This is a genomic window from Bacillus nitroreducens (assembly GCF_964021195.1).
In genome coordinates this window covers 2,783,428-2,806,830 of record NZ_CAXHYI020000003.1, presented here as the reverse complement: position 1 = coordinate 2,806,830, position 23,403 = coordinate 2,783,428, and the positions used below count along the sequence as shown (strand labels likewise).

Annotated in this window: 22 protein-coding genes; 6 read left to right on the top strand and 16 right to left on the bottom strand. The window is 36.1% G+C overall.

Annotated features, from left to right (window positions below):
• Nucleotides 1–37 precede the first annotated feature (37 nt).
• Both ACWPVE_RS17535 and ACWPVE_RS17530 read right to left on the bottom strand, forming a co-directional pair.
• The gene (locus ACWPVE_RS17535) at nucleotides 38–2,215 is read right to left on the bottom strand and encodes a DNA topoisomerase III (RefSeq protein WP_453995591.1); all 2,178 of its coding nucleotides are present in this window, start codon (nucleotides 2,213–2,215) and stop codon (nucleotides 38–40) included.
• 120 nt (nucleotides 2,216–2,335) lie between these two features.
• Entirely contained in the window at nucleotides 2,336–2,617 is a 282-nt protein-coding gene (locus ACWPVE_RS17530; RefSeq protein ID WP_453995589.1) for a hypothetical protein, read from the bottom strand.
• 593 nt (nucleotides 2,618–3,210) lie between these two features.
• Here ACWPVE_RS17530 and cspD point away from each other — a divergent pair.
• Nucleotides 3,211–3,411 (top strand): cold-shock protein CspD, encoded by a 201-nt coding sequence (cspD, locus tag ACWPVE_RS17525; RefSeq protein ID WP_010283969.1) that lies wholly within the window; start codon nucleotides 3,211–3,213, stop codon nucleotides 3,409–3,411.
• Nucleotides 3,412–3,502: 91 nt separating this feature from the next.
• On the opposite strand, the gene ACWPVE_RS17520 is transcribed toward cspD, so the two are convergent.
• On the bottom strand, nucleotides 3,503–3,679 hold the full coding sequence (locus ACWPVE_RS17520; protein WP_453995586.1) for a zinc-finger domain-containing protein: 177 nt from the start codon (nucleotides 3,677–3,679) through the stop codon (nucleotides 3,503–3,505).
• Between the two features lie 294 nt (nucleotides 3,680–3,973).
• On the bottom strand, nucleotides 3,974–4,633 hold the full coding sequence (locus ACWPVE_RS17515; protein WP_453997611.1) for a ribonuclease H family protein: 660 nt from the start codon (nucleotides 4,631–4,633) through the stop codon (nucleotides 3,974–3,976).
• A gap of 349 nt (nucleotides 4,634–4,982) precedes the next feature.
• Here ACWPVE_RS17515 and ACWPVE_RS17510 point away from each other — a divergent pair, with 349 nt between their 5' ends.
• The gene (locus ACWPVE_RS17510; RefSeq protein ID WP_453995585.1) at nucleotides 4,983–5,375 is read left to right on the top strand and encodes a reverse transcriptase-like protein; all 393 of its coding nucleotides are present in this window, start codon (nucleotides 4,983–4,985) and stop codon (nucleotides 5,373–5,375) included.
• Nucleotides 5,376–5,405: 30 nt separating this feature from the next.
• Here ACWPVE_RS17510 and ACWPVE_RS17505 read toward each other — a convergent pair whose 3' ends face one another.
• Nucleotides 5,406–5,684: a DUF6123 family protein gene (locus ACWPVE_RS17505; protein WP_453995583.1), complete on the bottom strand. Its 279-nt coding sequence runs from the start codon at nucleotides 5,682–5,684 to the stop codon at nucleotides 5,406–5,408.
• A 68-nt stretch (nucleotides 5,685–5,752) separates the two neighbouring features.
• Complete coding sequence (locus ACWPVE_RS17500) at nucleotides 5,753–6,214, bottom strand: divergent PAP2 family protein (RefSeq protein WP_453995581.1); 462 nt, start codon at nucleotides 6,212–6,214, stop codon at nucleotides 5,753–5,755.
• 99 nt (nucleotides 6,215–6,313) lie between these two features.
• Between ACWPVE_RS17500 and sspL the strand changes: the two genes are divergently transcribed.
• Nucleotides 6,314–6,451 (top strand): small, acid-soluble spore protein L, encoded by a 138-nt coding sequence (gene sspL, locus ACWPVE_RS17495; RefSeq protein WP_453995579.1) that lies wholly within the window; start codon nucleotides 6,314–6,316, stop codon nucleotides 6,449–6,451.
• A gap of 179 nt (nucleotides 6,452–6,630) precedes the next feature.
• On the opposite strand, the gene ACWPVE_RS17490 is transcribed toward sspL, so the two are convergent.
• From ACWPVE_RS17490 to ACWPVE_RS17465, 6 genes are all read right to left on the bottom strand, one after another.
• The gene (locus ACWPVE_RS17490) at nucleotides 6,631–7,494 is read right to left on the bottom strand and encodes a 5'-3' exonuclease (RefSeq protein ID WP_453995577.1); all 864 of its coding nucleotides are present in this window, start codon (nucleotides 7,492–7,494) and stop codon (nucleotides 6,631–6,633) included.
• A gap of 386 nt (nucleotides 7,495–7,880) precedes the next feature.
• Nucleotides 7,881–8,138, bottom strand: coding sequence for a DUF2533 family protein (locus tag ACWPVE_RS17485; protein ID WP_453995575.1), 258 nt, complete (start codon nucleotides 8,136–8,138; stop codon nucleotides 7,881–7,883).
• Nucleotides 8,139–8,338: 200 nt separating this feature from the next.
• Nucleotides 8,339–12,016, bottom strand: coding sequence for a dynamin family protein (locus tag ACWPVE_RS17480; protein WP_453995573.1), 3,678 nt, complete (start codon nucleotides 12,014–12,016; stop codon nucleotides 8,339–8,341).
• A gap of 308 nt (nucleotides 12,017–12,324) precedes the next feature.
• The gene (locus ACWPVE_RS17475) at nucleotides 12,325–12,897 is read right to left on the bottom strand and encodes an isoprenylcysteine carboxyl methyltransferase family protein (RefSeq protein ID WP_453995571.1); all 573 of its coding nucleotides are present in this window, start codon (nucleotides 12,895–12,897) and stop codon (nucleotides 12,325–12,327) included.
• A gap of 1 nt (nucleotide 12,898) precedes the next feature.
• Nucleotides 12,899–13,987 (bottom strand): type III polyketide synthase, encoded by a 1,089-nt coding sequence (locus tag ACWPVE_RS17470; protein ID WP_453995569.1) that lies wholly within the window; start codon nucleotides 13,985–13,987, stop codon nucleotides 12,899–12,901.
• Nucleotides 13,988–14,217: 230 nt separating this feature from the next.
• Nucleotides 14,218–15,303, bottom strand: coding sequence for a PRK06851 family protein (locus tag ACWPVE_RS17465; RefSeq protein WP_453995567.1), 1,086 nt, complete (start codon nucleotides 15,301–15,303; stop codon nucleotides 14,218–14,220).
• Nucleotides 15,304–15,848: 545 nt separating this feature from the next.
• On the opposite strand from ACWPVE_RS17465, the gene ACWPVE_RS17460 reads away from it, so the two are divergent.
• The 3 genes from ACWPVE_RS17460 to ACWPVE_RS17450 all read left to right on the top strand — a co-directional run bounded on the left by ACWPVE_RS17460 (nucleotide 15,849) and on the right by ACWPVE_RS17450 (nucleotide 18,246).
• Nucleotides 15,849–16,004 carry a cytochrome c oxidase subunit 2A gene (locus ACWPVE_RS17460; RefSeq protein WP_453995565.1) on the top strand — a complete coding sequence of 52 codons (156 nt, stop codon included), beginning with the start codon at nucleotides 15,849–15,851 and terminating at the stop codon, nucleotides 16,002–16,004.
• A gap of 119 nt (nucleotides 16,005–16,123) precedes the next feature.
• A complete protein-coding gene (locus ACWPVE_RS17455) occupies nucleotides 16,124–16,594 on the top strand; it encodes a cytochrome c oxidase subunit II (RefSeq protein ID WP_453995563.1) in 471 nt (156 codons plus the stop codon).
• Entirely contained in the window at nucleotides 16,594–18,246 is a 1,653-nt protein-coding gene (locus tag ACWPVE_RS17450; protein ID WP_453995561.1) for a b(o/a)3-type cytochrome-c oxidase subunit 1, read from the top strand. The genes ACWPVE_RS17455 and ACWPVE_RS17450 overlap by 1 nt, the downstream gene beginning before the upstream one ends.
• Nucleotides 18,247–18,299: 53 nt before the next feature.
• Here ACWPVE_RS17450 and ACWPVE_RS17445 read toward each other — a convergent pair whose 3' ends face one another.
• The 4 genes from ACWPVE_RS17445 to ACWPVE_RS17430 all read right to left on the bottom strand — a co-directional run bounded on the left by ACWPVE_RS17445 (nucleotide 18,300) and on the right by ACWPVE_RS17430 (nucleotide 23,292).
• Nucleotides 18,300–19,814, bottom strand: coding sequence for a carboxypeptidase M32 (locus tag ACWPVE_RS17445; protein WP_453995559.1), 1,515 nt, complete (start codon nucleotides 19,812–19,814; stop codon nucleotides 18,300–18,302).
• Between the two features lie 12 nt (nucleotides 19,815–19,826).
• Nucleotides 19,827–21,755 (bottom strand): ATP-dependent DNA helicase, encoded by a 1,929-nt coding sequence (locus ACWPVE_RS17440; RefSeq protein ID WP_453995557.1) that lies wholly within the window; start codon nucleotides 21,753–21,755, stop codon nucleotides 19,827–19,829.
• Between the two features lie 123 nt (nucleotides 21,756–21,878).
• A complete protein-coding gene (locus ACWPVE_RS17435; protein WP_453995555.1) occupies nucleotides 21,879–22,067 on the bottom strand; it encodes a hypothetical protein in 189 nt (62 codons plus the stop codon).
• Between the two features lie 82 nt (nucleotides 22,068–22,149).
• Nucleotides 22,150–23,292, bottom strand: coding sequence for a THUMP domain-containing class I SAM-dependent RNA methyltransferase (locus tag ACWPVE_RS17430; RefSeq protein WP_453995553.1), 1,143 nt, complete (start codon nucleotides 23,290–23,292; stop codon nucleotides 22,150–22,152).
• Nucleotides 23,293–23,403 lie beyond the last annotated feature (111 nt).

The window sequence follows — 23,403 nt, the reverse complement described above, 5'->3', positions numbered from 1 at the left end:
AAAATTAAAAAAGAAGAAAAGAAAAGTTCTTTTCTTCTTACCCATTTGTCACTTTGGCTGGAAACTCAAATTCAATTTTCCCTGTTTGATCGTTCCATGTAAGATAAGCATCAAAAGTTTTGTTTCCTTTTTTAAAGCCTTTAATTAAATTTGTTTTATTCGCTGAAAGTAGTTTTTGCACATTTGTTTTCGTAATCGCTTTTCCTAAAATCTTCCCTGATATGGTGAATTGGCAGCCGTTATTTTTATAATTTGCACAACCGTAAAACTTCCCCTTATGAATGACTTTACCACCACATTTTTTACAGGTCCCTACCACGGTTCCAACTTCTTTTTTATGGTATGAGCCTTTTTGGGATTGAATATGTTCTAGGTTTACATGTGAGAGATCCCACGCTTCACTTTGTTCTTTCGCATCATCTACGATTTTTTGGGAAAGCTTTCTCGTCTGCATCATAAATGAAGCGGGTGATGCCTGCCCTTGTCCAATTTCATGTAGTCGTTGTTCCCATTTTGCTGTCATTTCTGGAGATGCTAGGATTCGATCACCGATCACATCGATTAACAGTATTCCTTTTTCTGTTGCAAACACCTGGTTTTTCTTAACCTCAATATAATTCCGATCCTTTAGCATTGTAATAATCCCTGCTCTTGTGGCCTCAGTTCCAAGACCTTCTGTTTTTGCAAGGATTTTCTCAAGTTGATCATTATCGATATGCTTTCCAGCTGTTTTCATTAAGGTAATCAACTGACCCTCTGTGTAGCGTTTGGGTGGCTGTGTTTTCCCCTCTTTTGTATAGCTTTTTTCAACAATTCCCGATTCGCCTTTTTCAAGCGGAGGTAGAATGACATCAACGTCCTTTGTATCCTCCTGAAAGAGAACCTTTCTCCACCCTTCCTGAAGTTTTACTTTTCCCTTTGTGGCAAATTCAGCACGCCCATCAACAAGTGTTTTAACCGTTGTATAATTAAAAATGGCTGGCTTGTAATGAGCTGCAATCAGGCGTTTTACGATCAGGTCATAGATTTTCTTCTCATCACCCGATAGTTTCTCAGGGTGAGGAACTTGCTCTGTTAGAATAATGGCATAGTGATCCGTTACCTTTTTCTCATTCACATAACGCGAATTATTTAAGATAGATGGTACTTGTGTTGGAAAATAAGGTTTATATTCATCCCATTTTTCTAACTTTGCCAAAATGTCTGGGATTGTTTGGGCTTCTCCTTTTGTAATGTAGCTTGAATCAGATCGTGGATAGGAAATAAATCCTTTTGTATAAAGACTTTGGGCGATATCCAATGTCTTTTTCGGCGAGAATTTAAAGGCTTTGTTTGCAGTTGCCTGAAGACTAGACAGATTAAATAATAATGGAGGCTGATATTCCTTTTTTTCCGTTTCTACTTCTGCAATTTCTGCTGGCTTGTCCAAACAGAAAGCAGCGATTTTTTCTGCCATTTCCTTTGATGAAAGTCGTGACTCATTGTCCTTCATCCATTTCCCTTCAAATTTCTTGCCGTTTATTTCAAAACTTGAAAATACTTCCCAGAAAGGTTCTGAAATAAAGTTTGCGATTTCTTTTTCACGTTTTACAATGAGCGCCAAGGTCGGGGTTTGCACTCTACCCGCTGAAAATACATCTGAAACGCCTTTTTGTTTTAGTAATAATGTATAAATCCTTGAAGCATTCATACCGACAATCCAATCGGCACATGCCCGTGCTTTAGCTTCATAATAGAGATTTCGAGTGTCCTTCTCCATTAGGAGGTTCTCAAAGCCTTCCTTTACAGCTCTTTCTGTTAAAGAGGAAATCCATAATCGTTTTAATGGTTTTGATACTTTGGACATCTCAATAATGTTTCGAACGATCAACTCCCCTTCTCTCCCAGCATCACCTGCATGAATGATTTCCGTAACGTCCGGTTTTCGTAGGAGATTTCTAATAATCGTAAACTGCTTTGATTTGGATCTCATAACCCGATACGCAAACTGGTCTGGAATAATGGGGAGATTTTCAATTTTCCATTTTTTCCATTCAGGATTATATTCTTCTGGAGGCAGCAACTCACAAATATGTCCAACTGCCCATGTAAAATAGGCTCCATTGGGGAAATGTGAGTTTGGTGCGACTTCAATAAATCCCTGAGATTTCTTACTCTTAAAAGGAGCTGCGAGCTTCATCGCTTGGTCTGGTTTTTCTGCGATTATAACCTTCATGTTATTCCTCTTTTCAAATACACTACTATTTATATTTTAACAAATTTGACTGATTTAAAGAAAGGTAGATGGGTGAGTGTTTTTGGGGTATATACGAGATTTAAAAGAGCTACTGAACCATTAAGATGGCTTTTTAGCTTCCCTTCTCTCAGTATAAATCTGCGCTTGATCAATAATATGATGAATGGAAATGACAGATATTTCTCCGTGTTGCACCGTACAAACGACTAGTCGCCCTATATCATCCTCAACAATAAAAGAAGTTCCATGGTTCGCATCCATAATATTATCAGAAATGGAGACTATTTTTCTATATAAATAATCCTTATTTACGTGTTTGTTTTTAGAAAATGAGGTGAATCTGATGATCATTTCTTTTTCATCATACTTGAATCTGTACATATTTGTAGCCTCCCTCGAATGATTGAACTGTTACAATGCGTTCATTTTTACTCATTGACTATAAATGGTTAAATAATCATACTGGATACTTTTGCTAATGCCTTAATTATAATCCATTTTTTTAAACTAAATGAATTTTTTGCTTCGTCAACTGGCTCCTACAAATTAACACGATGACTCGACAGCGTTTTATTAAAATAGTTATCGAATTTATTGTGTATTGTTATGAATTCTAACGTCTAAAAATGGAAGGGTTTTCGTTTAACATCATGACTTGTAAGCATCACATACATTTCGTTTCTATGATTATATCAAAATATGGAAGTTTCACAATAAATATTGAATATACGAAAATTTTAAATCATTTTTGTAATCCGCTTTCATGTTTTCCGCAATTTTTTTCCAATAATGCGTAAAAAACCCTTTATTCCCTTGACTTAACACAATTTAGATTGTATATTATAAGCATCATTTAGCTAGAAGTTTAGTATTCTTTTTATACTTTTTTATTATAAAGATACATAAATTGAGTGGCTATTTGATAAAATTTTCACGCTGCACGACTGTGCCGAAGGTTTAGGAGGAAAAGCATAATGCAAAACGGTAAAGTAAAATGGTTTAACAACGAAAAAGGATTTGGCTTCATTGAAGTTGAAGGTGGAGATGATGTATTCGTACACTTCACTGCTATCCAAGGTGAAGGATATAAGTCTTTAGAAGAAGGTCAAGAAGTTTCTTTCGAAGTTGTTGAAGGAAATCGTGGACCTCAAGCTGCTAACGTTGTAAAGCTATAATTCTAACATTTTAATAATGTGAAACTAAGGCTGATTTTTTTATCAGCCTTTTCTTTGGGCTCTTTCTATTACGAAGAGCCCTTTTTATATATTACGATAATTTTTTTCCATACTCTTTTAACTTTTGACCGACCGTACAATCTTTAATACAAAAACTTTGTGCATAGCGCTTACCATATTCTTTTCTAAAATGTTCTTTTACAAAACAATCTTGGCAATAGGTGTCAAGCACTTCACCAACTTCCAAAATAATTTCCTTGCGTTTCATGTAATTCAACTCCTGTTTTCATCGGTTACACGACATCCTACACTTACGATCATGTACCATCAGATTCACTTACTTTATGAGTATGACAGATAGGCTTAATTTTATTCAGCAGAGCTTCTCACTTTTTCAATATGGATAAGCGCATTAGAACTAACATGTTATATGAGAGTTAAAAGAATGCACCCTAACTGTGCAACGATTTATTTCAAGAAACTGATCGAGCATTAGTTAAAGACAAAATACACTACTATGACATAAGGGCCAAATAATCAGAGCAAATACCAATAATTTTAGTTACCCCTTAATTTCAATTTTACTCGAAACAATCGTGCCTTCTAGTGCTTGTGTAGCTAGTTTATCAGCCTCCGCATTTTGCTTCCGTCCAATAGGTTCATAATTAGGAAGAATTCCTAATTTTTCAATTCTCTCTTCAATTCGGTCTAGCCATTTGTTTAAATTTTCTTCAAAACAAGGCCACTCACCCGATAATTGATTTAGTACAACATGAGAGTCTCCTTTGAAGGTAACCGTGGAGTGATGCACGCCCAACTCCTCTAAAGTCTGTAACAGTAACCAAAAAGCTGCATATTCTGCTTCGTTATTTGAATCCATTTCTTCAAATACTTCGTTAACTCTGACTCGATATGGTTTTTTATTTTGAGTAAAATATATCGCAACACCTAGGCCTGCTCTACCAGATTGTTTATCATACCCACCATCAAAATACGCAATAATATCCTGAGGTTCGGTTTCAATCTCTTTAATCAACTTCGTCAGTTCTTTTTTCGTCCATTTTGTATGGCGTTGGTCATAAAAAACGAGGTCCTTTGTACGTCCCGTTTTCTCGAAATCATCCGCAATTCGTAATGCCTCTTCAACAGAAACTTCATCCGACATTAAAGTAATAACCTGATTTTTGGGCGTTTTATATGTCCATTCCAATCTAAGTTTCATCATGCTCACCCTCTCATTTGGAATGTATCTTCATTTTCCCTAATTTTTTACTCATTATACCATTCGTAAATCAATTCGACTTCTTTTCAAATACATACACTATGATATTCTATGCTGCTAGAAACAAATACATAAGCATTATAAAGTGAAACGTTAACGATGCACTACAATATTCTGTACAAGTCCGACAAATAGTACTGTAGCAAAAACATCCAAAATTATCATTCATTGCAAAATAGACATTGCTTGAGAATTGAAATTAGGATTATCTTATTTTACTCATTCTCTTCACACATAAGCCACTAAAGTGATAAAATGCGCTTATAGTAAATTTTTTTGGAGGCATTTGATGATTGAAGTGTATATAGACGGCGCGAGTGCTGGTGATCCTGGTCCTTCAGGTGCTGGCATTTTTATCAAAGGAAATGGCATTGTTGAGAAACATTCCATTCCACTCGGAATCATGACGAACCACGAAGCTGAATATTATGCTCTACTTAAAGGTCTTGAAATATGTGTTGAAAAAAACTATAAAATTGTTTCGTTTCGAACTGATTCACAGCTTGTTGACCGAGCAATTGCAAAAGAGTATGTTAAAAACAAAAAATTCGCACCATTACTTGAAAATGCATTAAAACTTTCTAATGAGTTGGATCTTTTTTTTCTTAAGTGGATACCAAGTAGCCAAAATAAAGTGGCAGACGAACTAGCAAGGTTAGGCATCAGAAAAAACAATTCTTGAAAAACCCTTGGACAAAAAAGTCCAAGGGTTTTATGCCATAATATTTCGCTCTTCTATAAATCGATATGCTTGCTTCCGTCCTTGAATCTGATTTTCCTTGAACATCTCTAATAGGGAGATGAAAAAACTGCCGTCAAATTCCTTTTGTGCTTTCAATGTGATTTCAATTGCTACAATGACAATTTCATCTGAGGCTCTCGTATATTGTTGCCCAAAAGAAATAAAACCTGCTGCATCCTCTCCAAGAATAAAGCCTTTTTGTGCCAAAAACTGCAAATATTCTTCTACTTTATTTTCTAATGTATACAATTGTCCCCATCCCTAACAAAAAATACAAATTCTACTATCCTAATAGTACCGCATTTTTTGTCGAAATTCTACGATTTTTTTGTTAAAAAATGGGCTATTGTACCTGTAAGCATTCCAAATAAAGCACCACCAATTACTTCTTGTGGCTGATGACCCAGTCTTTCTTTTAATTTTTTTTCTTTCAGATCATGGTAGTGATGGTCCTCTTGTCCTGCTAATCGCTCTATTTGTTCGTCAAGTTCGTTAACTTTAATTGTAAGTTCCCCTGATTGACGGCGTATTCCTTGAGCATCGTACATAACAATTAATCCAAATACGGTGGATAATGCGAAATCAATTGTTGGCATACCTCTTTTTAACGCTATAAATGTAGCGAGTGAGGAAACACCTGCTGAGTGAGAGCTTGGCATTCCACCTGTTTCAAAAAATGTACCCCAATCCCATTTACCTGTTCTTGTTTTCTTAATCGGAATTTTTAAGAATTGAGCAAGTCCGATTGTTAGTAATGCTGTAAGTATCCCTTTGTTCACGATTCTCACCTCATGGTTAGTTTCCTAGTTCATCTCATTTTCTATACAAGACATAATCCAAAATAGGTTGGAAATAATACGAAATGGAGGTGACTTTTTATGGCACAAAAAGCGAACAATCGTGGGAAAGCTCCAAAGGGCGTGAATCCACAAGGCTATAATGAAGATACAGAATTCTCTATGGAACCCAAAACTAAGCTAGAAAACAAAGCGAAGAAATCAAATACGAAGATATAAAATATATGTGGGATGCACTAGTGTTGGCGCATCCCACATACATCTTGTTAATGACAGTATTTATTTTTTAGTGACAGTATTTTAATAATAGTGACAGTATTTCATTGTCTATTGACAGTATTCTATAAATAGTGACAGTATTTCGTTATTGAAGGTACCTTAATTCAAATTTAATTATTTTATCCAATAAATTGATCCAAGCCTTTAAATTCAAGCTCAGAGAACTTTTCATGTACTTTATCGCGGTTAATTTGAATAATGGCATCGTCTAGTGAGCAATCAATTGGGACTTCGCAATGGATTCTCGCTAGTTTTCGAGATAAATGCAGCATGTCCAAGTCTTCTTTAATTTTTGTTTTTTGAGCTTTCGTTAGGTTTTCAACATTTTCAAGGATTCCTTCAATCGATTCGAACTGTTGAAGTAGTTTTAATGCAGTTTTTTCGCCGATTCCTCTGACGCCAGGGTAATTATCACTTGTATCTCCCATTAATGCTTTTAGGTCAACCATTTGCTCTGGGCGAATCCCTTTTTCCGCTATAAAGCTTTCACTCGTATATTCAGCGTAATTTCCGATTCCTTTTTTCATAATTAGAACAGTAATATGATCGTCTAATAGCTGTAAAATGTCTTGGTCTCCAGTAAGAATTAGTACTTCTGATTCTTGACTATATTTTTTAGCAAGTGTACCGATGCAATCATCTGCCTCATAACCAGAAAGACCAACGTTTGGTATATCAAATGATTCAACGACGTCCTTCACAAGATCAAATTGCGGGATTAATTCTTCTGGTGGTGCCCCACGATTCGCTTTATACTCACTATACATTTCCGTACGGAATGTGGAACTCCCCATATCCCAACAACATATTACATGTGTAGGCTTGTACTTATTTACTGCTGTCATCATATGCTTTACAAATCCATGAATTCCATTTGTAGGAACTCCCTTACTATTCACCATAAAATATCCGCTCATTGCTGTTGCATAAAAAGAACGAAACAATAAAGCCATCCCATCTATTAACATAACCTGATTTCTCATTCACATATCCTCCCTGTCTAAACATCCTCATAAAAAGGATTATATCATATATGAAACGTGCATACGTTTGTATGTTCTTTCCAAGAAATGAAAAAAGCCCTCTAAAAAAGAGGACTTATGATTCATACATTTGCTTAAACATAAATTTAGTGGGCATAATACCCTCTACTCCTATTACTTACTTCTCATTTTCTCTACTTCAACTTCTGCATAGGAAGCGAAATGATAAGGGGTAGTCCCTTTGCCTTCCTGCTTTTTATCCTTTTTCGAAATCGGTTGTTTTCCTTTTTTCACATGCATGTCTCCTTTATGTGAGATTAATGTTATTGTTACCTGTCATGCATGCTTTATCCTCAGCTAGAGAGTATAGCTGTTATTTTAACCGTTTATTTTCGATGTGCGTATTCTTTGACCATTTGTTCGGTTACGAGCTTTCGTAACGGCACAATTCCTTTTTGGGCAAGTTTATTCATCTGAATTGTTACTTGATTGATTTTATCAACCGTGAATTCTTTATTTTGTTTCGCTAATGCCACAGCTTCATCAATATAAAATTCTCGCTGTTGCTCTAGGCCCACGAAAGTTTTTACAAGTTCGTGCTGGGAATTTGAATGTTTTGTAATTGCTTCATGTACGTTTGACATAGTTACTCCTCCGATGATTCCTTTTTCATTAACTTTACTATATGGGGCTTTGGTTCCCAGCAATTAAATTGATAAGCTGGCTTAGTATGATAACCCAAGCGTCCACATCTGTATATCATATTGCCGTCTATTCGCTCGGCAACAAAATGTACACAGGTTGCACACGCATGGTATTTGGATTTTGAATGTCCCAAAATCAATCACCCCATACGTTCATTATAATACTCGCTTATTGTACCATAAACATGTTCTAGACTTGCGATATCAATGTCCTCAGATAGAATCTTTGTGGCTCCATCAAAATACTCTTCAATTTCCTGCAGTGCATTGTCTTGAAGTGTTTCCATCCCTTTCGTAAATTCTTGTTTATAAAAATCAACAAGGTTCGCTTTGTTTTCTTCAAGATAGAAGTCAATGGGTGCATCTAACAGACTTTCAAGTTCATCCTGCATTTGCTTTTTCTCGTTTTTCTCAAAAAATGTCTTTGGATTTTTAAACATTGCTAATGCCTTTTTATAACGGGAATGATCATCATTAACAAGTCCCGTCTTAAATTCAATCGTTTCGAAACTGAGCTCAGTAGACTCTGAAACACTCAAATTCGCATTAATTGATCTAATTTGCTCATTAATGGAGGCAAGCTGCCCCTGTAATCGCTTCGTTATATATGCTTCAACTCGTAAAGAAGTGGCACGCATTTCTTGAGCTAAGTCAAATCCAACGGATTCTAAAAATTCGCTTAGACAAGATTGAAGAGCCTTCTTCAAATCACGGCCATCATCTCTTAAGGATGACGGGTTAAATGCTTCCTTAAACATATCGGATACTCGAAGGAACACTCTTTGCTTAATATAGTAACTTAGTTCTTTAATTTCCTGTTTGACAGCATCAAACGCTTTCTTTTCATCCATTTCTGCTACAATCAACTTCGTCTTTTCATGCTGCTCTTTCGCTTCCTCAAGTCTAGCTTGCTTTTTGTCCTTATCTTCCTTAGCCGACTGTATATAGGAATCGATGATTGTCATGGCACGTTGAATATCTCTATAACCTTCATTCACCGTTACCTCGGTTAATTCGTCAATAACAAACGAATGAAAATCAGCTTCGAAGCGCTCAATACCTGATGTTTCAAGTATGCCACGATCCTTTTGACTAACTTCGCCGAGTTTTTCAAGTAAAGCTGCCCGACTTGATAAGGTATACAGGCGTGGAAAACGAATACCATAACTCACCAGTTGTGAAACGACATAGTCTTTTACATCCTCTAACTCTGCCGTTGAGTTAGCTAAGTCAGCTGCATTAATAATGAAGAACATCTTATCCATACTGAATGTATCCTTCACCCGTCCAAGCTGAATCAAAAACTCACGATCTGCTTTAGAGAATGCATGGTTGTAATACGTTACAAAAAGAATTGCATCTGCATTTTTTATATACTCAAAAGCAACACCTGTGTGGCGAGCATTAATGGAATCGGCACCTGGTGTATCAACTAATGTGATACCTTGTTGTGTTAATGGACAATCGTAATAAAGCTCAATCCATTCAACAAAACATGCCTTTTCTTCATTTGCGACATATTCATTAAAACCATTCATATCTGTCGTAATGACCTGGTCTAGTCTTGAAGCCAAGTTTTCGAAACCAGCAACTACTGCGTTTAAGAAAGAAAAATGTGGTTTTTCTTTTGCTTCAATTTTTTCGGTATTGCTTATTTTTGATTGGATGATACCTAAACTACCTTCAAGTTCATTCGCCTTTTCTTCAAATATGTGTAAAGAATGATTAATGTCCTCTAATAACTGGTTTTCCGATTTGATTTTCACTCGTACCGTCCCATGCTTATGCTCTGCTGTTGGAAAGGTTATTTTATTTATGGTTGCTGTCGTTGGGTTTGGCGAAACTGGAAGTGCCTTTTTTCCCATTAACGCATTCGCAAATGAAGACTTTCCTGCACTAAACGCTCCAAATAAAGCTACGGTGAAATGTTTATGCTTTAAGCGATACGCCTTATCCTGAATATCCTTCGCGAGCATAGATAGTCCTGTTATTGGCTTAATTAACTCATAAGCTTTCTCCAAGTGCGGAATCGCCTGTTCAGATAAACCTTTATTCCCTTTTGCTTGAGGCTCCACTTTTTTTATTGATTCGGGTTTTGTCTCTTTTTGGTTCTCCATCTCTTGTAAAATCGCTTCTGTTGACGAAATCACCACATTTTCGGTAAATTGCGCTAATAGTTTTTCAGCTGATTCAGACTGAACTGATTCAGACTTTCCTTCCATGATATCGTCAAGTTTTTTTCGCAATTCTGTACGTTTAGCTTCAAAGTTTTTTAAGATTGTATATGCTTCCTGATAAATTTTATATTTTTCTATTTCAGATTTTACTTCCTTTACTTCCTTAGAACTGCCAGCCTTAACTTGCTCAAGAATATCATGTAAGATTGTAACAGCTTTTTGCTTATATTTTCGTTTCACATAATGACTTACATCATCTGTATAGGTTAATATATATTCTCCTGTAACACCTGCTCCTGGCTTGACTAATTGTTGAAGTTCCTCAGGTGTCAGCGTGGTAGCAAGTTCATTTCCAGTCGGTGGTGTTGGAATTCGTAGACCCGCTACAAACTTTCCTACAAAATCTTTTAGATGCCATTCTAATTGAGTTGACATTTTTTCTTGGACATCCGTAAAAAAGGCATTTAGTCGATCTTCACGTTCTTTTTCTGTTTTATTTTTGGAGAATAATAATCCGATCTTAAAATTTGGTTGTGCAGATTCAACGTAGTTCTTCGCTAGCTCCCTTGTTTGGAACGGCATTAAAATTGCATTTGATAAGATGGAGTCAACTTCTTCCATAAACTCTGTTTCAAGTCGTTCCCATTCTTTTTCAAAGCCAGTCAATTGTTCGGATAATTCTTCGATTCGAGATGGAATGCTTTGCTTTTGAGACTCAGTTAAAGGCTCTAATATTTCCTTTGTCGCATCAAGTTCAAGGGCATTCTTATCATCAAGAAATGCAATGTGCTCCAATATAATTTGTTTCGCTGAATGAAAGATACCTTCTAATAAAAGACGATCTTTATTAGCAATTTTTTCTTGAAGCAGTTTCTGTACTTCATGAAACTGGTTATGCTCATTCGTTGAATCTTTTAAAGTTGTATAAAAAATGTTTGAGTACGCTACATTCCAATTTCGAAACGCCTCTTCTACTCCCTTTTTGAATGAAGAGAAGCTTAGCTCTGACTCTTTATGTTTATCAACTTGGTTAACGATTAAATAAACCGTCTTATTTCGGTCAGTTAGCTCCTTTGTAAATTGAAAGTTTAACTCGGATAGGACATGGTTATAGTCCATTACATAGAAAAGCAAATCAGCTAAATGCAGTGCCGATTCCGTAGAAACACGGTGAGCATCATCAGTTGAGTCAATACCTGGCGTATCCATGACGGTAACTTGTGGTGGAAGTTTCATATTGTCATGGCTTATTTCAATGGATTCGACTGCTTCTCCATCTTTTGCATAAGATTTAATCACATCATAATCATAGGGTGCAGGGTACTCAATGATTTTTCCATCATGGTAATAAACTCGTGCATACTCACGCCCCTGCTTTACTTTTACTAAGTTTGCGCTAGTTGGAATCGGGCTTGATGGCAGAAGGCTCTCCCCTATGAGTTCATTAATCATGCTCGATTTCCCCGCTGAGAAATGTCCAGAAAAACCAATCATATATTCTGAGTTCACTAGTTTCTTTAGCAACTGAAGAATTTTAGAACAACTTTCATTGTCTTTGTTTTTTTCGAAAATATCATATAAGGAAGTTAGTCTTTTTTCCAAATCTTCCTTCGTAATGCTTGGTTGTTGTGTTTGAATCATGTCTTATCCCCTTATTGTCCCATTCATAGTAATGTATATAAGTGTATTTTACTCTACTTACCATACTTTTGACAAAGCAGAAAATTAAGAAACTATTTATAGATAAAGTAAAACATCACTCAGTATGGTTTTCCTCATCCCCACTAGTTATGAGTTTAGGTAACAAAGTCACATTACAAAGCCGTTTCCACCTAGAACACGGCATTATTAGTCATTGTTCCAACATTCATTATATGGACTATATTTTTCAGCTTCCTATTTATATTGGTTAAAACATCGCAAAAAAACCAGGATACCCTGGTTTTGCATCAATTCTTTTTCAAAGACCTTATGTAATATGGAAATATGCGGTGCCGTTCCATACCTAGCTGGCGATATTCTTCATGCACCCCTAACGCTCGTTCTTCAATTGGAATTCGGACTGACATGATGACAAGGTTCAATAATGAAAAAACTACCGCTGTAATATATGCTTGAAACAACAAAAGAATTACCACGAACTCGCATGCTACAATTAGATAATTCGGATGCTTGAAATATCTATATGGACCTTTTACTTGTACTTGTCCTTGTGGCAAAATCATGATCTTCGTATTCCAATACTTTCCTAATGAAAAAAGGACCCATCCCCTTCCTAACTGTGTTAATACAAACAATAGAAAAAGGATCGGATAGTAGGACGATAGCTCTTTATTAAAATAGACAACCTCAATGAGAAGAGATACAAAAAATAATATATGTAAAAATACGATATATTTATAATGACGTTGTCCTACCTCATATCCACCTTGGGATAAAATCCATTTTTCATTTCTATTTGCAAGTACCAATTCAATCAATCTTTGAGTAATCACAAATGCTACAAAAATCCAAAATATCATCTTATTTCCTCCATTGTAGAAGCACTAATTCTGAGCTAAATCCAGGGCCTAAGGCTGTTACGAGCCCATAATCCTTTTCTTTTCCAAGCTGTTTCTCCATAAATTCCTTGAGTACATAAAGCACTGTTACAGAGGACATATTGCCCTGCCTGCGTAGAATTTTTCTTGCTATAGCTGTCATAGCCCCAGGAATTTCAAGGGCAGATTCATATGCGTCTAATACTTTTTTACCTCCTGGATGGGCAATAAAATGCTTTATATCCATCATTTCAAGCTGATGTGCATGCAAGTATGCATCCACATTCCCTTTTAACCATGATTTCACAATACTTGGGATATCCTTTGAAAAGATAACATGAAGACCTGTATTTTTAATATCCCATCCCATTACATCTTCTGACTCTTCCATTAATGTAGACTGAGAGGAAACAAATGTCGGTAATACTTTTGTCACCGTGTGATGAATAGCCTCATCTCCAACAATACATACTGCTGCTGAGCCATCCGCAAATAAGGACGTACCAATTAGATTACTTTTAGTGAAATCATTTTTCTGAAAGGTTAAACTGCATAGTTCCACTGCTAAGACAAGTACTTTTGATTTCGGATATGCTTTACAGTAATCAAACGCCCTAGCTAGTCCCGCCGCACCACCAGCACATCCTAACCCCCAAATCGGAATTCGTTTCGTATGAGGGTTAAAATCCATTTTATTCATAATTCTTGCTTCAATGCTCGGTGTAGCTATTCCAGAGCTAGAGACAAAAAAAATAGCATCGATTTCTCTTATATCTATGGATTCTTCAAGAAGTTGTTGGTTGGACAGACAGATTCGTATCGCTTCTGAGCCAAACGTAACTGCTTTTTCAATATATGTGCTATTTTTTTCTTCAAAGCTATGGTCCTCGCCATACCACTCTAATGCCTCACTGAAATATCTTTCTTCAATTTCACTGTTTGCAAATACCTTAATTAACCGATCAATATCTGGAAATTGTTCATAAAACAAATCCCTTATGAATTCTGTGGTTTTTGACTGATGAATTTTATGTGGTGGATTGCAAATTCCAACTGAAATGATTTTAGGCATGGAAGGACATCCTTTCTAAACGAACGGTGTAAAGCGCTTATAGAACTCATAAGGTTACTTTTTCCAGTTTTACAAGAAGTATGCAAATATCGAAAAAAGCATAAAAAAAGCTTCCCCATAGAGTGGGAAAGCTCACGTTTCAAAGGAGTTGTTTTGTTGTTGTGCAATTATAGTATAACTCAAACGTTACAAACAATCACTAGTAAAATTTTGGCTAGCTTTGAATTTTTTTATTTTTCTAGTAACGTTTTAACGATCTCCTCGCGTTTTCTGTCAATTGCTTCAAAGTCCATCGCAGCTCTGTAATACTCTTCAAGCTTATCATGCAATCGCTTTGCTTCACTTAAGTAGTTCGTACCAATGGTCATTTTACTTTTGTATTCTAAATTTAGTTCTTCGATTTCCTTTTTAAAGGTGTTTTCAATTTTTGGATCCATACATAATGCAAACATATCGATCACTTCATCATGTTCACGGAAAGGATCGACAACGTGTGGTGCAGTTCCATCTACAATGGACACACTTAATTTTGGGATAATTATCATATCAATGCTTTTCGGATCGAAGGCACAATGAAAATACTCTACTGATAATCCTTTTTGTTCTGCATATTTTGCAATTTTTCGCATCAACGTGGATTTTCCGCTTCCTGGTCTTCCTTTAATAATATAGCGCTTCTCATATTCTTCTGTAATATTATCAATAAAGTTCACTGCGCCCTTAGGTGTTGCAGCCCCAAAGAATCGCTTCCTCTTCGTTGGATTTTCTTCCGCTTCGAATGATTTGCTAAAAATCGCATCAATTAAATTTTCAAGAACCATGTCAGCCTTTTTAAAGCTCATTGAAGAAACATAAATATCCTCACGCTTTAAATGAACCTTCTTTGCTTCGGCAAATGTTTTATAGGCATTTTCAAAATTCTTAGAAATATCGTCCGTCAATTCAATGATTTCACTTTTGAATTCTTTCAAATATTCATCATTACGAAATTGGCCAAGGTCGATTACCTTTTCCACAACTCCAGGATATTTGGGCTCAATTACATGTGGTGCGGTTCCGTCTACAAACCCTAATTTTCGTTGTGGAATCACGATTCCATCAATTGAGTGATTATCAGAAGAGCAGTGTAAGTATTCAAGATCATACCCTTTATCCATAAACACAAGACCAATTTTTCGCATGAAGGTGGATTTTCCTGTTCCTGGTCCGCCTTTTAAAATATAGAGAGTTTCCAGCCCCGCTAATGCTTCATCATACAATGAATAAAAACCAACACTTGAATTGGTGCCCGCATAATAATTTTTCACTTTTGCCATATAACCGCCATACCTCCTTGTAGTCAATTGCCTACATTAGAGTATGGTGGAGGTGCCCAGTATGTGATTGAAATCCAAAAATGTTCTTTTGCTTAAATAATCTTATTTATTATTTTCATAAAACATGATCAATAAAAAACCACTATTAAAAATAGTGATTAAGAAGGTTTCTTAGCATTATTTTGAACATTAATATCTATCTGTGAAATTACTCCATGCCCACATTTAAAACATCTTTCTTTGTTATTTAAGAGGAGCGTATGACATTTTGAGCAATAATACCTGATCATTTACTCACATCCTTTTCAAAATAGTATATGTTTATCGCTTACATGCTGTTATCGGTTTGTCACAAACTTTTCAAATATTCACTGACCCGAATGTGATTAAAATCACTGTTTTATTAATTTTTCACTATTAATATAGTGATTAACTGAGGAATGAACAATTTGTGAATTACTCAAAACCATCTAGATTTTAGAAATTTGTTTTGTATGATGAAAGTGTAAAAACCAATGAATTTTTGCTTAAAGGGGGCGTGGGGAATGGCAAAGCTAGAGACAACAAAAAAAATCCAAAAAACAAAAATGGAAGATGAAAAAACTTCACTAAAAGGCACTTTTGTTTCCGTAATGTTACTAGGTGTTTTCTTAATTGTAACTTGGCTAGGAGTTTATATCTTGTTCTTAGATAGATTATAACAATCATCTCTTAGCCTATGAAAAAGAGTAAAAGAGTAAAACCTTTAAATGATGTCTTGTCTTATTTTATGAGAAAAAGACTAAAAAAAGAATATGAAAATTTGAAAGGGGAAGTAGCCATGCATCTGCACAAATTAGAAAAAATATGGCTCACATTTGGAATTGGGATACTAATTGTATTCCTAATTATTGTTGGTGTTGGTGCCTTCGCAATGGGTCACAAGCCAGCTAGTAGTATCAAGACAATCGATCCTGAAAAAGTAACTGAAACAGCACCATTTGATAATCCTGGACTTATTCATATTGAAGGAAATAAATATGAGGTAAACCTTGTGGCAGAAGCATTTGCCTATACACCTAGTACGATAGAAATTCCAAAAGGCGCTGAAGTTACATTTAATGTTGTTACAAAAGACGTTGTTCATGGATTCGCAATTGCTGGTACAAACGTCAACATGATGGTTGAACCAGGATATATCAGCACTTATACACAAACTTTTTCTAAAACTGGCGAATTTTTAGTGTTATGTAATGAATATTGTGGGGTTGGACACCACTTAATGATGTCAAAAGTTGAGGTGACCGAATAATGGCGAACTCAGTCGTTAGAATAGACAAACGAGACGGAAAATTAGCAATGGCGCATTTTTATGTTGCCTTCGCTGCATTGTTTATTGGTGGATTGGCAGGATTACTACAAACACTTGTCCGATCAGGAAAATATACATTACCTGCTGGAATTGGCTATTATCAATTATTAACGGTACACGGTGTTTTATTAGGTCTTGTACTTACTACGTTTTTTATCATTGGATTCTTATTTTCAAGTTTAAGTAAAACAGCAGGAACCCTTTCAAGCAAGCGACGTTTAGCTGGTTGGATTGGGTTTTGGACGATGGCAATTGGTACAACATCAACAGCAACTACTATCCTTTTAGGTGAAGCATCTGTATTATATACATTCTATGCTCCCCTACAAGCACATCCTTTCTTTTATATTGGATTAGCACTTGTTGTGGTTGGTAGTTGGATTAGTGGATTTGCAATGTTTACTCATTTTGGTCAATGGAAGAAGCAAAACCCTGGGCAAGTTACACCATTATTAAGCTTCATGGCAATTATGACCATGATTTTATGGTTAGTTGCAACACTTGGTGTAGCAGCAAGTGTGCTTATTCAGTTTATTCCATGGTCATTTGGTTGGATTGAAACAATTGATGTCCTTATTACTAGAACATTATTTTGGTATTTTGGTCACCCACTAGTTTATTTCTGGTTATTACCAGCTTATATGGCTTGGTATGTAATCATTCCAAAAATTATCGGAGGAAAGATTTTCTCAGATGCGTTAGCTCGACTATCATTTGTTCTGTTCTTGTTATTCTCAATTCCAGTTGGATTCCACCACCAGTTAACTGAACCAGGTATTGATCCAAACTGGAAATACTTACAGGTTGTTCTAACTTTCATGGTTATTATTCCATCACTAATGACTGCATTCTCCTTGTTTGCAACGTTTGAATTGTACGGAAGATCAAAGGGTGCTAAAGGCCTATTTGGATGGTTTAGAATGCTCCCTTGGGGAGATGCACGTTTCTTAGCACCATTCATTGGTATGTTATTCTTTATTCCTGGTGGTGCTGGCGGAATTATTAATGCAAGTTTCCAAATGAACCAAGTGATTCATAATACAATTTGGGTTACTGGACATTTTCATTTAACCGTTGCAGCAACTGTGATATTAACGTTCTTTGGTATCGCCTATTGGTTAATACCTCATTTAACAGGTCGTGTGATGACAAAGGCAATGAACAGATTGGCGGTTATTCAAACTATTGTATGGACAATTGGAATGACATTCATGTCAGCTGCAATGCACTTTGCAGGATTATTAGGAGCACCTAGACGTTCTGCGTTCTCGACATATGGTGATTCTGCACAAGCGATGGAATGGGTCCCATACCAAATTGCTCAAGCGATTGGTGGTTCAATTCTCTTTATCGGAATCATCTTAATCGTTATTATCTTTATTAATCTTGCTTTCTTTGCACCAAAAGGTGAAACAGAATTCCCTGTCGGTGAAGTATCAGAAGAAGCTGAAAAAACTCCAATGCTTTTAGAAAACTGGAAGCTTTGGGTTGGTGTATTGCTCGTATTAATCTTTATCGCCTATTCAATACCATTTGTCGATATGATACAAAATGCACCACCAGGAGCAAAACCATTCAAGCATATTCTATAAGAAACTCGACGAAAATACAGAAGCTACACAACTCAAGTTGTGTAGCTTCTTTCTTATAATTTATAGATTTCACTATATTTCGCTTCTAGATACTGGATTAAATACTCCGCATTTAACTCTTCTCCAGTAACATCCTTAATAATTTCTAATGGCTTTTTTAGTTTTCCATATTTATGAATATGTTCGGTCAACCATTCTTGAATAGGAAATAAGTTTCCTTTTTCCAGTAGTTCATGATAATTTGGTAAGTCTATTTCCATCTGATTTTTAAATTGGGCTGCATACATGTATCCTAGTGCGTAGGAAGGAAAATAACCGAAGCTTCCCCCTGCCCAATGGACATCTTGCAGGACACCCTTCGAATCATTATCTGGACGAATGCCTAAATACTCTTCATATTTTGCATTCCAAATTTCAGGTAGATCCTTAACCTCTATCTCATCATTAAAAAGTGCCTTTTCAATTTCATAACGCACCATGATATGTAGCGGATATGTTAATTCGTCTGCTTCAATTCGAATCAAAGATGGCTTCGATTCATTAATGGCACGGTAAAATTTCTCAACAGAAACTTGATCAAATTGACCACTAGCATATTGTTTTAATAAATCAAAATTATTCTTCCAAAATGGTAGACTGCGTCCGACCATATTTTCGTAAAATAGGGACTGAGATTCATGGATTCCCATTGAAGTTCCTTCTGCAAGGTTAGTCCCTACTAAATCCGATGAAATATTTTGTTCGTAAAGTGCATGTCCACCTTCATGAATGGTACCAAATACTGCCGTTCTAAAATCATTTTCCACATAGTTTGTCGTTACACGAACATCCCCAGGATTTAATCCTATCGCAAATGGATGCACTGTCTCATCAAGGCGGCCAGCATCAAAATCATACCCTATTTTCTTAAGAACTTCTAAACTAAATGCTCGTTGCTTTTCCTTTGGAAATTCATTATATAAAAATGAGGTTTCTGGTTTGTGTTCTGATTCATTTACTGCCTTTACTAATGGGACGATTTTTTCGCGTAATTGAGCAAAGACTTGATCAACCACTTCAACTGTAACACCTGGCTCATACATATCAAGCAATGTGTTATATTTATTTCCTTCATAACCCCAGTAGCCAATAAATTTCTTTGTATGATCAACAAGCTTTTCTAAAAATGGACAGAACATGTCAAAATCAGATTTTTCTTTTGCATCCTCCCAAACAGATTCCGCTTTTGATTGAAGAATTACAAACTCACGATATTCATCTGCAGGAATTTTTTTATTACGTTCAAATTCCTTTTGACATTCTTCTACGACTTTCTTTGTAATCTTGCTAATTTGGCCTTGCGCCTGTGGAGAAGTTAATTCGTTTAAGTATCTCTCCATTTCAGTCGATGTGGACATAGCAAAGACTTCAGATGATAACATTCCGATGACCTCTGAGCGCTGTTCTACTCCCTTTTTGGGAGCACCCGTGCGCAAATCCCAATACATTAGCCCTATGGCCTCATTATAGCTTGTCATTTTCTTAACAAGTTCTAGAAATTGTTTTTCAATCTGGTTTAATTCAGACATTCTTACTTCCCCCTATTCGCTCACCTTAGTTGGCAGTACATTTTTCACTTTATCAATTACTACATCCGTAACTGTATCTTCGACAAAGATACTAATATTTCCTGCATCCTCATTTGAGCGAATAAGCCGACCAATTCCCTGTCTTAAACGAAGTAACATATAAGGTAAATCCACTTGTTCAAATGGATTTTCTGAACTCTTACGTTTTGCTTGAAAAACGGGATCATTCGGTGGGAACGGGAGTGACCAAATAATAACATTAGATAATGACGGACCTGGAATATCAAGTCCCTCCCATAAAGAAACGGAACAAAGAATACTATGTTCATTATTTTGGAATCTTGAAACAAGTCTACTGATTTCTTGATCGCCTTCGAATAGAACTTCATATGTTTCAATATTGCAATGTTCTTTAAATCTTTTGAGCTCTTCCTTGGAATGAAATAGAAGGAGTGCTCTTCCTTCCGATTTCTTCATTTCATTCAAAGCAACTTTATATTTTGAACTGAACATATCTTCACTTGTATCAAACACGGGCATGTGAATCTTCATCTGATGATCGTAGTCAAATGGTGATTCAACCGAAAAAGATTCATATTTCCTAATTCCTAAACTATTTGCGATATAGTCGAATGACTTATTTTCAGATAGTGTAGCGGAAGAAAATACAAACGGAATATTTTTTGAAAATACTTTTTCAGCCAAAATGGTTTCAACGGCCTGTGGCATAATGACTAGTGTTTGATGCTCTCCGTCTGCCTCTACCCAGGTAATCGCATTGTTTTCTTCACTAAATATCTTTAAGGAATATTCCATTTGATCTAAATATTCGTCGACTATATGTAATTCATATTCATCAATTGTATAGGTTTCTGCCTCAAATACAAGATTATTGCCAACCTCCACAATCATCTGGTGTAGCTTCTTCGCCTTCCTAACCAGGTGTTCTGTTCGCTCAATGTCCATACGCTCAGAGCCTTCAACTGCAACACTGTTTTCATCTAAACTTCTATAAATCTCTTCATTTTGTTCGATTGTGTCCTCAATTAATTGTGCAAACTCTTCACGGATATCATTTTCTAACAGCCTCGTTAAAAGAGATTCCAATGTGGTTTCTTTAACCCGATAGGTTAGTGCCTTCTGAGCAGAGAGTTCAAGTAGATGACCTTCGTCAAAGACAACACAACTGCTGTCTGGTAAAAACGGTAACTGACCTTCTCTTTTTCTAGATTCCATTGTCCACACATGCTCCATATAAAAATCATGGGAACAGATAATTAAATCAACTGCTTTACGATAATGATCTCTTGAAAGTGTCAATCCACAACGGTGGCGCAAATCACAAGTAAAGCAGTCTTGAAAACTATCCCATGATATACCCTTCCATTCCTCATCTGTAAGGTCAGGATATGTTTTTCTGTCACCGTAAGGTTTGAAAGCTTGCATGGTAGAATGGCTATGAACAAAATCAGGCAACTCGTCATAAACTTTTGAAATTTTTTCATCAGTTGTTCGGCGAGTGGCATTTTCTAATTTTCGCAAGCACAAATATTGATCCTGTGCTTTTGCAAGTCGAACATCTATATTTAAATCGAGTGCCTCCGCTATTTTTGCAATATCCCCCTCAGGCTTCACAAGTTGTTCAATTAGAGATTCGTCTGCACAAGAAATAATCGCAGGCTTTCTCATATATCGGGCATAACAAATCGCATATAACAGGTATACAATGGTTTTTCCAGTACCTACACCTGCCTCTGCGAACACAATTGACTTTTCCTTAAATGCTCTTTCTAGCTGAAATGCCATAAAAATTTGCTCATCTCGGAGCTCAAAGCCTTTTTCAGGCAAGATGTCATAAAAGACATCACCAATCCATTCATTTAACTTATCAAAGAAATTATCATTTTTAGATATTTGAAAAGGCAGCCCTTCTCCAATCATATATAAAAACCCCCAAAACCAAGTTACACGCAAAATTAAATTATCTACTAGTGCAAGTGTGAAGTCAATATGTAAACAAAAACAAAAGAAAACCCGCCAAAAGCGAGTTTTTCAAATCATCTCTTACATTTCAGTTTTATATCGTAAGAAGTCAACATCAATCGCAGTTGAATGAGAAATGGCACGAAGTAGGTCATTTTTTGCATTTGAGATGGATTTTAATGGATCCATTTCTTCTCCCATTTCACTTTCAAGTGCCCTGTGTGTAACATTCAACGCATCTTGAATTTTTTTAAAATCAAGATAATCCATTGTTCAACCACTCCTGGAAAATTAATAGACACCAATAGAGTATATGAACTTTTACGTAAAACTATACATATGTAAGAACTTTTTAACGGTCTCTTGGCGGTCTTTTGCCCCAATACTGATAATAATCGGTTCGAATAAACCCGTTAAACAACTTACGTTTTTTTGTAGCAGGCTTTCCGTATAATTGTTCGAATTCTGGATGTGAGGTTAGCATATATACAGACCATGTCTCATGTGGGCGAAAAACTTCTCCCATTCTGCGATACATTTCTTCTACTTGTTTCTTTTCACCAAGTCTTTCTCCATATGGGGGATTTCCAACTATTACACCGTATTCCTTTGTGGTTGTAAAGTCAGTTACTTGCATCTGTTTAAATTGTATAATATCACCAAAACCTGCTTCATCAGAATTATCTTTTGCAATTTGTATCATCCGATGGTCTATATCAAACCCACTTATATCGAGGGGTTGATCATATTTCGCCAAATCCTCTACTTCTTGACGAGCATCATTCCATCTCTTTTTACCAATCCAATCCCAGTCCTCTGATACAAAATCACGGTTAAAACCTGGAGCGATGTTTTGCCCAATTAAAGCAGCTTCAATTGGAATCGTCCCCGAACCACAAAATGGGTCAACAAAAGGTTTATCTGCCGTCCAATTTGTTAACATAACTAGTGTTGCAGCAAGTGTTTCTTTTAATGGAGCTTCCCCTTGTCCTGCACGATACCCTCGTTTATGAAGTCCAACACCACTGCAGTCAATCGTTAATGTTGCTACATCTTTTAACAAAGCTACTTCAATACGGAATAATGGACCTGTTTCCTCAAACCACCCTGTAGTCTTGCGGTAGTGCTTCTTGAGACTTTCCACAACCGCTTTTTTTACAATGCTTTGGCAATCAGAGACACTAAAAAGCTTAGATTTTACCGATTTTCCGATTACAGGAAATTCCGCATTTTCTGGAATAATCTCTCCCCAATTAAGGGCTTTTGTTTTTTCAAATAATTCATCAAAGGTTGTCGCTTTAAATTCACCAACCTTTAGTTTTATTCGATCTGCCGTCCTAAGCCAAAGGTTGCTTCGACAGATGGCTTGTTCATCGGCTTCAAATGTCACTTTTCCATTTTCAACCGTGCATTCATAGCCTAAATCTCGAACTTCTTTAGCCACGATTGATTCAATTCCCATTGCCGCTGTGGCAATCAGTGTTACTTTTCCCATTTCGTTCACCCTAACTATGTATACATTGCTTTCTAGTAAAAGAATAAAGAAATTGTTGACGTAAAGCAAGGTATGCAGTAGGAAAAATAAAATTTGTGCATATAAAAAGCT